11 protein-coding genes and 1 pseudogene are annotated in these 13,020 nt (G+C 34.7%); 3 read left to right on the top strand and 9 right to left on the bottom strand.

Features of this window, described 5'->3' with window-relative positions; genetic code table 11:
* Window positions 1-963, top strand: a complete 963-nt coding sequence (locus tag BUB05_RS16325; protein WP_073050680.1) for a DMT family transporter — start codon at window positions 1-3, stop codon at window positions 961-963.
* A gap of 623 nt (window positions 964-1,586) precedes the next feature.
* Here the strand turns inward: BUB05_RS16325 and BUB05_RS19025 are convergent.
* The 9 genes and pseudogenes from BUB05_RS19025 to BUB05_RS16280 form a co-directional block, all read right to left on the bottom strand.
* Window positions 1,587-1,988 (bottom strand): alanine racemase C-terminal domain-containing protein, encoded by a 402-nt coding sequence (locus BUB05_RS19025; protein WP_073050679.1) that lies wholly within the window; start codon window positions 1,986-1,988, stop codon window positions 1,587-1,589.
* 33 nt (window positions 1,989-2,021) lie between these two features.
* The gene (locus tag BUB05_RS18760) at window positions 2,022-2,189 is read right to left on the bottom strand and encodes a hypothetical protein (RefSeq protein WP_175548585.1); all 168 of its coding nucleotides are present in this window, start codon (window positions 2,187-2,189) and stop codon (window positions 2,022-2,024) included.
* A 32-nt stretch (window positions 2,190-2,221) separates the two neighbouring features.
* Complete coding sequence (locus BUB05_RS16315; protein ID WP_073050678.1) at window positions 2,222-2,725, bottom strand: alanine racemase; 504 nt, start codon at window positions 2,723-2,725, stop codon at window positions 2,222-2,224.
* Window positions 2,726-4,084: 1,359 nt separating this feature from the next.
* A complete protein-coding gene (locus BUB05_RS16305) occupies window positions 4,085-5,398 on the bottom strand; it encodes an L-cysteine desulfidase family protein (protein ID WP_245819936.1) in 1,314 nt (437 codons plus the stop codon).
* A 377-nt stretch (window positions 5,399-5,775) separates the two neighbouring features.
* Window positions 5,776-7,053 (bottom strand): Nramp family divalent metal transporter, encoded by a 1,278-nt coding sequence (locus BUB05_RS16300; RefSeq protein WP_175548584.1) that lies wholly within the window; start codon window positions 7,051-7,053, stop codon window positions 5,776-5,778.
* Window positions 7,054-7,093: 40 nt separating this feature from the next.
* Window positions 7,094-9,022, bottom strand: coding sequence for an aldehyde ferredoxin oxidoreductase family protein (locus tag BUB05_RS16295; RefSeq protein WP_073050676.1), 1,929 nt, complete (start codon window positions 9,020-9,022; stop codon window positions 7,094-7,096).
* Window positions 9,023-9,033: 11 nt separating this feature from the next.
* A complete protein-coding gene (locus tag BUB05_RS16290) occupies window positions 9,034-9,318 on the bottom strand; it encodes a 4Fe-4S dicluster domain-containing protein (RefSeq protein WP_073050675.1) in 285 nt (94 codons plus the stop codon).
* A gap of 24 nt (window positions 9,319-9,342) precedes the next feature.
* Complete coding sequence (locus tag BUB05_RS16285; RefSeq protein WP_073050674.1) at window positions 9,343-10,131, bottom strand: creatininase family protein; 789 nt, start codon at window positions 10,129-10,131, stop codon at window positions 9,343-9,345.
* A 513-nt stretch (window positions 10,132-10,644) separates the two neighbouring features.
* Window positions 10,645-11,010 (bottom strand): annotated as a pseudogene (locus BUB05_RS16280) (transposase); the annotation flags it as partial.
* A gap of 579 nt (window positions 11,011-11,589) precedes the next feature.
* Here BUB05_RS16280 and BUB05_RS16270 point away from each other — a divergent pair.
* The gene (locus BUB05_RS16270) at window positions 11,590-12,231 is read left to right on the top strand and encodes a Crp/Fnr family transcriptional regulator (RefSeq protein WP_073050672.1); all 642 of its coding nucleotides are present in this window, start codon (window positions 11,590-11,592) and stop codon (window positions 12,229-12,231) included.
* A gap of 583 nt (window positions 12,232-12,814) precedes the next feature.
* Window positions 12,815-13,020 (top strand): helix-turn-helix domain-containing protein (locus tag BUB05_RS16265; RefSeq protein WP_139257990.1); only part of this gene is annotated, 206 nt, incomplete at its 3' end.

Genomic DNA, 13,020 nt, shown 5'->3' with positions numbered 1-13,020 from the left:
ATGATAAACAAGAAAATTTTATTGGGCAGCTTAAGTGTAATCGTTTGTGAAGTGTTATTTGGCTTTAGTTATCTTTTCACAAAAATGATTACAGACTCAATACCCCCATTAACACTAATAAGTTGGCGATTTATTTTTGCCTTTCTATTTATGAATATTTGTATAATCATGGGGATCATAAAAGTGGATTTTAGAAACAAATCAATTTCATCGCTCTTTTTCATGGCAATGTTCCAACCATTTTTATATTTTATTGGTGAAACCATTGGCATAAATTTAACTTCCGCCTCTGAAAGCGGTGTAATACTTGCCAGTATTCCAATTGTTACACTATCGTTTTCTGCTCTTATACTGAAAAAAATACCAACAAGAATACAAATAACAGGCGTCATTATTACAGCAATAGGTATTATAGTTATTACATTGGCAAAAGGAATGGAAGCGACATTTAATCCTATCGGCTATATAATGTTGTTCCTTGCAGTAATCTCATACAGTCTATACGCTATCTTTTCTGAAAAGGCAGTTGAATTTACCAGTACAGAGAAAACCTATGCCATGATTACATTTGGAGCAGTTTTATTTACATTCATAGCGCTTATAGAGAATTTAGACGCTGGAACTTTGGAAGATTTTTTTGTTCTTCCATTTACAAATTTGAATTTTCTGATAGCGGTACTTTATTTAAGTATAAGTTGCTCTGTAGTTGCTTTTCTTCTCTATAATTTAGCTATTTCTTATATTGGCACAAATAAATCCGCCTCCTTCGTCGGCGTTTCTACAATTGTTACAGTAATGGCAAGTATCGTTATATTAAAAGAACAAGTTACCTTCATTCAAATACTTGGTGCAACATTAGTGATTACTGGGGTTTACTTGGCAAATGTAGTTTGTGAAAGTAGCAAATCAGAAGGTGAGCAGCATATTAAAGAAATAGTATCGGGCGACACATATCAATCATAATATAGACTATTGCTTAATCCAGTCGATATGTTTCCATGTACATAAGCCCTTGCGTGATCATTTTGCACTCAAGGGCTTAAATTCATTGATAATACTCACTTTTCTTATTTCTAACTTCACGATTGTCTAAACGTGTTTAGTATCATTAAAAATAACATTTATTCCATTGTCGTTTATTTGAAACAAATACTTTTTCATCTTTGACAACCAATGATAATGAATAATAATATTTTTTTGACATTTATCTTCTGCATTCTGTTAAACCAATTTTATAACGTATTCCCACAAAAACCTTATATAGTAATTTATACTTTAATACTCTTTTTGAGAATTTTTAATAAAACCATCCAAATGTTTGTTGAAAGTAGAATAGTATATAAGCATTGGAAATTCAGCAATTTTAGACAATTCATCCTTTGTTAATTTTAACACAATCTCAACATGGGTTGAAACATAAATTTTATATAAATATTAATGCCAAAAAGTATCTACACACCTGAAATTCTGGGTAGTGTAAATAAATGGTGTAAGCTTCTGGAATGATATAAAATATAAATATAATCTCTATAGATGCCGAAAGATCATTGTTAATTACAAACTACTACAAATGAACAGTCTCAAGATCATTCCATAAATTGTCCATTCTTAATATAAACACGGGGAATACGCGAACCGATTGACGTGCTAACTTCACAAGGGCTGCCAGGATATAAGTCAGCCATGTCAAATATGGAGATATATTCTGAACCGTCGGTTCCTATAATAGTTACTGTATCCCCTATCTGCACCTCCGGAACATCGATCATGCAGAAATCCATGCAGAGTTTACCAATCTGACGCACTTTTTTACCATAAACCAGAACTTTGCAGCGATTCCCGATTATACGGTGTATACCATCGCCAAATCCAAAGGGAATAACGGCAATGCGGGTTTCCCGTCGGGTATATGCAAGCGGCCCATAGCCGACCGGAGTATTTAATGGAACTGTCTTAATATGATAAATCCGGCTTTTTAATTGAATCACTTCTTTCGTTGTAATACCACGGAAGAGATCAGGCTACAATCCAAATGGAAGCGCGCTGACACGTATAAAGTCCATGCTGCATTCCGGATGAAGCTGGGTTATGGCACTGCAAGAACAATGTCTCTTCAAGTCTAATCCGGCATCTTCAAGTTTCTGACAAAAAGTTGTAAACAAATCAATTTGATGTTTATCAAACTCCATTTACCAAGGATTCTCCATGCCAGTAAAATGAGTCATAACACCATCCCAAACAAGATTTGCAAACGGTACATCTCAATCACTTCTCCAACTGCTTCCTCCATGTGCTCATCCAATACTATACCAAAACGACTCATGCCTACATCAACCTTTATGTAGGTGTGGAGTTTTCCCCCGGCAGCTTCTGCCAAACGAGAATATTTTTCCGCTGCAGCCAAATCACTGACAGTAACCGAAAAGTTTTGCTTAATGGCAACTGGAACTTGTTGCTGTTGAAGCATGCCAACAATAAGAATAGGTGTCTGAATGCCTGCATCACGCAATTCCATTGCTTCTTCAAAACAGGCTACTCCAAATCTCTGGCAACCAATAGATTCAAGTTCCCTTGCGATAGGAATAGCTCCAAGTCCGTATGCATTAGCTTTGAGCATTACCATAATGTCAGAATTTTTCTTGATGCCATTGCGGATTGTATCATAATTTTCTCTTAAAATATCCAAGTTGACTTCCATCCATGTTCTATCCTGTTGTAAATTCATAAAACCTCCGATTATTTTAAATATCTAAAATTTTAACACTTTTATTAGATGTTGCATTTTCTGTGCCAAGTTCATAAGATCATTCGAAAATAATCATCGTGTTTATACAAACCATCCAAAGTGATTGAAAACAGTACTCTAACAAAATATGATAAAAAGGTATTTAAATACTTAGAATATTAGCATAGATATGTCTATATATATATCCGGGTTAAATCGTCCAAACATAACCCGGATTAAAACCCGGTTGCATTCGTTATCTAATAATTTAAAACTCTAAATACAGCCTTTATAAGTATCTTATCAGGCTTAAACACCATCCTAGAATTTATATGTAAAGATAAAACGGCAGAATGACTTTCTTGCCCATTTCCACCACACTCCACCCATAGCAAATCTAGTATTGACAAAAGTGTATAGTCGCTATGCACTTTTGTTGTGAAGACAAATTCAAGTAATACAAATAAAGAAAATATTGGCAACATGTTTTTAGAGTTCCAGAAAAGCTTTCTAAGATCGATAATACTGCAGCGTTTAACTGGAGGATGAAACCTTCATCAATGCTGAAATGCATGTCATTAAAGTAATCAAGGAAAATGAAGACATCTATGTAACGGGATAGCTGATATCCTGGTAGTGACAAAAGCGCCGTCTCCCAGATAGCCAACAAGCTTTTGAACAAAGGAATCATCACTAAGGAAAAGGACATCAGCAATATGTCAAGAATCATCCTTAAGTTAACAGAAAAATGCGAAAAGGTATATGATATACATGCACCATTCCACCATGAGCTAGATAACTTGATCAACAAGACTTTAAGCGAGGTTTCTGATGAGAGTAGGGAATTTCCTTCAAAACTTTCTTGATAAAATTAATTTGTGATAATGTCTTATCATGCCGTTTGATAAAATGTCTCAAAGAAAAGATTTACTTAACAATTTCTCCCAAACACAAAAAATCGTAGAGGCTCATACTCATAAATAAGCAAACCCCTACGGTCTAATCTCCAATCTTTACTCTTATCTCCCCATCATCCTGAACTACTATATGATCAAGTACGAACATTACTATTTCTGTATTTATCTTATTGATCTTCCCTGTGCTTATAGATCCTTGTGTTCTTTGATCCTGTATGCTGTTAGGGGTGCATTGGTACTATAAGTAGCTAGGTCTTCAGGGTGATCTACCAGATAGTTCCATGCTTTTACAAATGCTTGATGTGCTTCTTCAATGAATAGTCTTGTTCCATTACAGCAGTTATCTGGCTTTATTTTTCTTTCAAGATTAATACATAGTTGTATACCTGCTAAACAACAGAGGCAGGCATATGTTTTACTTAGGAGGAGAATACCATTCTTGTTAGCATCTGTGTCTTTCCATAATTTCTATTATCGTCTTATCAACGTTTGACATACCGTTTTTACTTAATACTCCAAGGTTTTTAATTGATTCTTCTGCAGAGCCGGTAACTATACCATTGTTGTCACTGGCATAGTGATTGTAAAGTGAATAAATGGCAGACTGAACTGCTGAAGCTGCAGCAGTTCCAAGCTTAAGTGCACACCCCGGCTTAGCCCCATCGCATATTACTCCAGCCTGGTTGGCAATCATATTTTTGATTGCATTTTCAAGTTGCTCAACACTACCACCCATGAGCCATACTATACCGCAGGTTGCACCGGTGGAGGCGGCTATTGAGCAGCCACAAAGGGGAGTCAAGCGACCTACATAATGCTTGATATAGCCTGTAATCACATGGCTTATAGCCAGTGCCCTGGCAATCTTTTCATCACTCGCTTCATGATATACTCTATATGCAGCTATGGGAAGTATTGCTGTCAACCCATGGTTCCCGCTACCGTTTGAACTCATTACCGGAATAGCCATTCCCGACATTCTTGCATCAGATGCCGCCGATGTCAACATCATTGCAGTATTGGGAAAATCTTCTGTCAACAGACCGTCTTCTATTGCTTTTTTTATTGCGGAGCCAACACCTATTCCAAGTTTCCCAGAAAGTCCTGTCTTAGCCGCGTGCATATTCATTTCCAAGCCATCAAGCATGAATGCTATATCTTCGAAACTTAATTCCTCGATTGCTTCTACTATATTTCTTATAGGAAGGCTGAAGAAGTTTTCGTCGGGCATTAAATCTGAAACGGCGTTGTCATTAGAATCTTCAATCTTTGAAAATATCACCTTGCCGTTTAGAGTGATTGACATTAGATTGTCATGCTTTTTAATGATTATAGCCCTGGAAACATCATTGCCGCTTTTAACTGTAGCCTCCAGATACACATTTTCATCAGTATCCAGAAGAATAGTCTTTGCCTTATTGTGGTTGAGTAGGTCGATTGCCTTGTCTTTTTCTTCATGACCAACTTCTTCCAGAATACGAAGTCCTTTTTTGTGGTTTCCTATGACTGCTCCAAGGGCTGCGGCAACATCAAGACCTGTTCTGTCTATTCCGGGTATACCTACATTCATTCCATTCTTGTAAATGTTCGGGCTTATTTTTACGATCACTTCATCAAGTTCTTCCGTTATGGCTGAGGTGGCTGCTGCTACCACCAGAGCAATGGCAACCGGTTCTGTACATCCCACTGCAGGCTTTACATCACTTCTCAATAGCTTCAATATATTTTCCATATTCTTTGTAATAGTCGTATTCATTATATTATCTCCTTATTAGGTAAGCGTCAAATATCAAGTTGCACTTAATAAAACAAGCACACCTTGTAAATTAACACTTACCTTACTACACTAAATCCCTTGAATTTGTAAGCATTGCTAGATTTTAGAATCTTAGCAATACTATACGCCTTGAAAAAATTTACAATTGAATCATTCATTCTCATATCATTCTGATAGTCTTATATTATACTTTTACAGCATGAACCCCCGGTTGTACTAGTTTTTTTGTGATTAAATTATACTAGCGCCAAAGGGTTCATACTTTTATTTTGTCAAATATTATTGAATTTTCGAAGTTCATATGTACTTATTCAAGTGCAAAGTCTCAGTTAATTATAGGAATGCTCCTTTTAAATTTAGAATAATTTTGGTAAAACTACATATAAAGTTTTAGCACCTAACATTATTGTTATTAAAGTTACCATGATTCCAATAATGTTCATTGAAGTTTTATTAGTATAATCACCCAATATTTTTTTGTTATTTACAGCCATCATTAGCATTATTACTGATATGGGTAAAATAATTCCATTAAATGTTTGAGCCACTAAAATTACTTGGACCGGTTTATATCCGCTTGCAGTTGCAATAAATCCCGCTAATAAAACAATAATCCATATTATGCGGAACTTTTTACTTTTTAAATCAGTTGACCAATTCATTATTCCACATATTGCGTATCCTGCACTCATTGGTGCTGCAAGAGATGATGTAATGCCAGCAGAGAATAAACCAATCCCAAATATGTATCTAGCCCAACTACCCACTAAAGGTTCCAATTGTTTTGCCATATCTAAACCTGAGCTTATTGTTACTCCTACTCCAAACATAGCTGCCCCCGTAATAATAACACATATAGTAATGATACCTCCCATAACCATATTAAACGACGTGTCAAAATTACTTTCCTTAATAGCATTGTTTTTATTTCTTGAGCTCCATTTACTTGAACTCATACTTGAATGCATAAATAACAAATGTGGAATTACAGTTGTACCAATGAGACTCATAGTTACCAACATACCTCCATCCGGTATTCCAGGAATAAATCCTTTTAATATTAAACCCAAATCAGGTTTAACCGCTATTGCAGTTAATATGAAAGTGATAACCATTAAAAACACCATCGCTGTCATGACTTTTTCAATGACAACATATTTCCCTGACCACAGCAGCGTGAAAACTATAAGTGCCAATATCAACCCCCATTTCCAAGGTTCCAAATAAAATATTGCATTAACTCCCAACACTGCACCAATCATATTACCACTTTGAAAAGCCGAATTACCAACACCAATAGCCATTATTACCAAAGCAGCGAAAATATATTGTAATTTTGTACCTTTATAAGTTTCATAAATCACCTCAGCCAATCCTTTCCCACTTACAATTCCTACTTTTGAAGAAAACATCTGCAGAATTATTGCTGTAACAATTGAAAAAATCACTGCCCATCCTAATGAATATTGAAATTGCACTCCTGCCAAAGTGCATGTAGTTATTGTTCCTGGTCCAATTATCGTTGCACATACAACAGCGCCAGGTCCTAAATTTCTTACATAATCTAGCAAAGTATAATTTTTATTTGGTTCAGTTACACTTAATTCTTTATTAGAATTATTATCTTTATTCATATTCTTCTCCTTCATTTTTTTGAACTAATTAAAGATTCAATTATAGAAATGCATGACCCGGTGCCTTTGCCTTTTTTTCAACCTCCTCAATACAAAATCCCAACCCTAATTCTTCTAGAGTTTCTTTAGATGGCAATCCAGTATCTTTATTCCAACCATGAATCTCATAATATTTATCCAACAATTTGTCCCATCTTTCCTTGTCTAGAACAGAACCCTTAGCAAAACCTGTCGGCACTTTCTCTTCCATCAATCTTTTAGGTGGATAATCGTCGTTTCTATCAAACCCTGCATGTGTATAATTGAATACTTTTTCTATAGCCAACAAAGCTAGCATTCTTCTAATTATTTCTTCTTCTGAAATATCAATTCCTGTTGTCGCTTTAAGTAATTTGATAAAATCTGCAATACCTAACATATCCATATCTTGCCAATCACTAGCAAATAAACATATACCCATCACACTGCTAATTCTTGTAATTATTTCATAATATTTTACCATTTCTGGTTTCCCCTGATATTCAAGAGGTTTGTCATAAGTGTTAATTCCAAACTTTTCTTTAGCTAATTCATGATTTTCTATTGACCAACTTTCACATAAAGGTGAGCCTAGAACATGACTCCCTCCCCTTGTAGACGTAACTGAACCCAAGCCATAACCTATTAAAGACCTTAACGGTTCATATAAATCATTACCTTTTATATGCATAGCATAATACTTAGTCTCCTCATCAAATTGAGTTGCTGCTCTAGCTACACCCTCTGATAAAATCGATCCAATTCCATCCCTGTATGCCATTTTACGGATTAGTTTCAATGAAGTTTCTTCATCCCCAAAAGTAGGAAATAGTCCATCAAGTTCATCAGATGTTATTATACCTTTTTCACAACATTCCATTAACCAACCAATCGTTTCCGCCACACAATCAATATCCATTCCAAAGTCATTGCACAGGGCTGTTGCCTTGATACAAAATCCAAAATTATCAATATCTAACTTTGTGCCGAAATCCAATGAAGAATTAAATTGTGTTCCTTCCATTGTCAATCCTGCATAGGGCCCTTCTGTTATTCTATATCTTGGTTGACAACCTATAATACATCCATAACATGTTGATTGACAGACACGATATTTCTCTGCTATTACTCCCGGTTGGAAATTATCTTCTATGTTTTTAGGTATCGATAAATCTTGAAAATGCTTGTAAACATATCCACCAAATTGAGCTTTTCCCGTCACATTAGCCATAGTTCCATCTTTAATAAATTTTTCCATACTCGGCAATCTATCTAGTCTATTATGCATATCATCTAACAATTCAAAAAATAATTTTTCATCATAAATTTCTACTGGTCCCGTACCATCTACAACTACCCCCTTAAGATTTTTTGATCCCATAACTGCTCCAACACCACATCGACCAAATGCTCTATGTTTATCAACCATAACACTTGCATACCGAACCATATTTTCACCGGCTGGACCTATAATCAATGTTTGAACATTATCTCCAAACTTCCCTCTAAAAAAATCATCTGTCTCCCAAACTGTTTTACCTACTATTTCCGAAGCATTATAAAATTCTATTTTGCCATTTTTGATATAAATGTATACAGGTTTTGGCGACTTACCTTCAAATACAATATGCTCAAATCCTGCAAACCTCAATTTTGCCGAGAAATTACCTCCTGAATTACTTGATACCATACCCATAGTCATTGGACTTTTAGTAACCATGGCAGTTCTACCTGTTCCAGGAAAAGCCGTTCCCGATAAAGGTCCCGAACTTATTATTATCTTATTCCCTGGATCATACGGAGACATCCACGGTTCCACTTCTTCATATAATATTATTTCACCAATACCCATGCCACTAATAAACTTAGAATACTTTTCTGTCGTTTCAATTTTTTCTTTCCAATTCGTTAAATCTATTCGGACAATTTTTTGAACTAATTCTTTAGGCATTTTCTGCTCCTTTAATCATTCTTCAATTTATATTTTTTTTCTTCAACACTTAATAAATCCCTTAATGGATTTTTTGCTTTTAACTCTATACAATATTTTATACATGGCTTGTCTTCACAAAACTCACAAACAAATCGCCCATTTAGGGCTTCTTCAGTAAAAAGTTCTACTCCAAATCCATCAGCTAAGTTATGAATTTTAATAGCCGCCTTACTAGGTTGAAATTTCTTGAACTTATTGTAGCTGCATAAAAGTTCACATACTCTACAACCAACACATCCTTTTAGTATTTCCATCGAAATAACTCCTTTCTAAATTCACTAAATGTTATATGTTTTAAACCATTTAATAAATGCCACCAAATTATTTACCATGTTATCGTGATAATGTTTTCCTGTTACAGCGGAACTATTGTTTGAAGCTGAAAAGCTACCGTTTGGTGCAAACTCTTTTTGCTGATAACTATTCCAAAACAACTCTACTACTGGTTTATTTCCTCCAAATAAATCTTTTTTTATGTAATTATCAAAGACTTTATGTAACTCAACCTCTTCATCTGGTAATTCACTTTCTTTTACAAGTCCTGGAAATTTGTACATAACATGTGAAATTTCTAATACACCTGCATGATGTTCTGCATTATCTCCTTTTACTTCAGAAGCATTTGTACATAGATATAACGGATCTGTTAAAGCCATCCTTATATTCGGCAACTCGTATTGTTGCAATTCCCTACAAGCAATTGTTAGCGCCGGAATATTTGTACCTTTGTGACCGTTTACAATTAAAAATTTCTTGAATCCATTTCTTTCCAAAGAATGTACAATATCTTTTATTACATTTATTAATGTTTCAGGTTTTAGCGATATTGTACCAGGAAACTCCAAATGATGAGGCGAATCACTGAACCACAGTGGTGGTGTAACCAAAACATTTGTCTTCACTGCCGCATCTTCAGCTATAGCTATAGCCGCATAACAATCAACCCCCAACGGTCCTGCTGGCCCATGTTGTTCCGTGCTACCCACAGGTATAATAACCAAATCATCTTCATTTAAGTATTCTCTTACATTTTCCCAAGTTAATTCATTAATCCAAACTGAATTCATAATTTACTGGTCTCCTTTTATAATTTTAATAAACAATTTCTAAGTAATAATTTATACATCATATGACTTACTTCAACTTCCTCAACATGCCTGACGTCTTCAAAACCAAGCAGTTAATAATAGCAACATCTAAATTCCTTTGCATTTTTCCAGCTACTATCTACAACACATTGTGTTATAAATATTATAAGTCAGTAAATCCAAAATATCCGTGTTGCAGAACACAATCATTAATTTTTATATTTATCACAAAACGATGTATTTCATCATATGATAGTCTTATCGCACAATTATCGTATAATATGAAACAATTGAACCTGAATTATTCATAGAAACATTAAAACCTGAAAATTTTCATATTCAACATGTATAATAAGCAACTTTCCTCGGGAAAGTGCATGTCTGTACTCTTCAAAAAGGTGTTCGATTAAAGCTGATGCGAACGGATCAGAAAATTCTCTGAAAAAGGGTAGACTACCCCCTAGGAAGGTCGAATTCAAGTTTTTTGAACTGTTAGAAAGACAAAGCTTCAATCCTGGACATGACCCGATGGAAGTACTTTTGCAGCGGATAACTGCTGCAGAGTTTGATAGTGTTCTTTCTGGCTGAAGTAACAACACTGCAGTCGACCTTGATGAACAGTGATCTCAGAGAAAGCATTCGGCATTTCTTGTGTTCTTTATTGAGCAACAGCCTCTTCATTATGTTGATGATGCTGTAGACAAGAGACTTAATCATTATTTTCACAGCATTGGCAATGAAAGACGTATGGGATGCTGATTCCGTTGAGAAGTCAATCTTTGCTTCCTTTATGAAGTTTTCCATGTTGCCACGCTTGTTGTAGGCTTTGACAACAGCATCAGGAAAAATCTCAATTGTAGTAACATGGAACGTTCATTTGAAGAATGAACGAACCTTGAAATCGTGGGCTGAGAAGCCAACGCCTTCTTTCACAGTATGTTTGTAAACACTGGATCATGCTTTAGGCTGTCAGAATGGTCATCGGTTGAATAGCCTGCAATAGTAGTGTAAATCAGTTGCTCAATTATCGAAGCATTTAAATATATCCTCGTTGCAGAGTCATTAAACCCATCATCCAGAAGAGGTCTCAATCCCAGTTTTTCAACACCAGAAGAAGACCAGAATCTGAAGAAAGATTACCTCCGTCAAAATTGTATGAAAGACTTTTGTTGAAATTTAATGCACCATGCTGTAAACTTGTCATAGAAAGAACTCCTTTTGTGATGGTTTTTGGTCGTGCTTAAACTTTACCACAAAGCAGGGTTCTTTTCTTTGATTTTTGATGAAGCTCTGCTTCACCCAACCAGTGAAGGACACCTTTTAGGTGACATGTTGAATTAACAACGTTTCTTAGGTTCTATGAAATTTTTATGAATATTCTAGGTTGAATTTTATCAGAAAATATTGTAGTATTTTAATTATAGGTGGTGAGGTTACATGTATAACCCTAAAATTGAAACTTATAGAAAAGAAATTTATAAATGTTTCTATGACAAAGGAAAAACTTTAAATTTCAAAAAAAATAGTACCATTGATAACTCTCATTCGGTTTCAAAATATGTATACTTAGTAAAAAGCGGTTGTATTAAGCAAAGTATTATTGATTACGATGGTTATGAAAGAACATTGCTTTTACTTAAAAAAGGTGACTTATTCGGAGAAATAACGTATTTTTGCGGTGATGATAATAAAGTAATTACAAATTCTTTCACCAATAGCGAAATTGAAGAAATACCTATATCTGTATTTGATGAGATAATATCTCAACACTCATCGGTGAATTATTATATAAATTTAATGATCTCTAATAAATTCCGAATATTATTGGCACAATTACAAGACTCATCATTTCGTAATGTAGAAGAGCGTCTAATAAATCTTCTTATACGTCTTTCATACCAACATGGCGAAGAAACAAACAACGGTATAAAAATAACGCATCAATTTACTCATGAAGATTTAGCACAAATGATTTCTTCCACTAGAAGTACTGTGTCTCGGAAACTGAAAATACTAGAAAAAAAGGGTATCATTGAGATTAATAAAAATATTACTGTAAAAGTACCTGACTTATACTAAATTTAATGGACATAAAACCTTAGTTGTATAATTCTATTAAGGTTAGGTAGTAAAAATTTAAAATAACTCATACATTGGAAATAGTGCCTCACCTTATGACAAATAAGGATTCCGCGCTAATTAGCCATTGACAGGGAACCTCTGCTGACATGGCAACTTTGTCTAGTGCGGCCTTAATTCCGGTAGTGCAATTCAACAGGCAATCATGACAGCCCCTCCATGTAAATGGTTAGCTTCACCAATAAAAATAACCGTAGAGGCTCAGCTCCTAATAAGCAAAAAAACCTACGGTCTAATCTCCAATCTTAACTTCTAATACACTTAAAACTTTACTCTTATTTCCTCAACTACTATATAATCAAACATCCGTCTTACTATTTCTGCATTTATCTTATTGATCTTTCCATTTTTTTCTTTGATGCTGTAGGCAAATCCATTTCAATACTACCTATACTTTCGGTGTTTTCCCGAAATTTTTTTTAACTCACAAAAAAAAGAAAAAACATGTCACAATTTGATATGCTCCCTTAGTAATAGACAGTTTAAATAATAAAACTGTTATCACTAGGAGGGCATATTTTTTATGGGAAGAAAAGGAAAAGTATCTTTTGAGGAAAAGACTCGTATAGTAGAAATGTATTTGAATGGTATTTGTTCACAGGAGGATTGTGCAAGGATAGCTGGAGTTACAAAAACATCAGTCCAGCAATGGATCAGAAAATACGAAACCTTTGGTATTGAAGGTTTAAATACAAAAATAAAGCATAAGAAATATACTAGGGATTTAAA

It is taken from the genome of Dethiosulfatibacter aminovorans DSM 17477 (assembly GCF_900142005.1).
GTDB classification, from domain to species: Bacteria; Bacillota; Clostridia; order Tissierellales; family Dethiosulfatibacteraceae; genus Dethiosulfatibacter; species Dethiosulfatibacter aminovorans.
The sequence above is the reverse complement of the archived record's forward strand: the minus strand, read 5'-3'. Positions and strand labels throughout refer to the sequence as shown.

Coding starts and splice junctions, on each gene's coding strand:
- BUB05_RS16285 (WP_073050674.1), bottom strand. CDS start 10,131: ATGAATTCAGTTTGGATTAATGAATTAACTTGGGAAAATGTAAGAGAA.
- BUB05_RS16270 (WP_073050672.1), top strand. CDS start 11,590: ATGTATAACCCTAAAATTGAAACTTATAGAAAAGAAATTTATAAATGT.
- BUB05_RS16325 (WP_073050680.1), top strand. CDS start 1: ATGATAAACAAGAAAATTTTATTGGGCAGCTTAAGTGTAATCGTTTGT.
- BUB05_RS16290 (WP_073050675.1), bottom strand. CDS start 9,318: ATGGAAATACTAAAAGGATGTGTTGGTTGTAGAGTATGTGAACTTTTA.
- BUB05_RS16315 (WP_073050678.1), bottom strand. CDS start 2,725: ATGAATTTACAACAGGATAGAACATGGATGGAAGTCAACTTGGATATT.
- BUB05_RS16300 (WP_175548584.1), bottom strand. CDS start 7,053: ATGAATAAAGATAATAATTCTAATAAAGAATTAAGTGTAACTGAACCA.
- BUB05_RS18760 (WP_175548585.1), bottom strand. CDS start 2,189: ATGGAGTTTGATAAACATCAAATTGATTTGTTTACAACTTTTTGTCAG.
- BUB05_RS16295 (WP_073050676.1), bottom strand. CDS start 9,022: ATGCCTAAAGAATTAGTTCAAAAAATTGTCCGAATAGATTTAACGAAT.
- BUB05_RS16305 (WP_245819936.1), bottom strand. CDS start 5,398: ATGAATACGACTATTACAAAGAATATGGAAAATATATTGAAGCTATTG.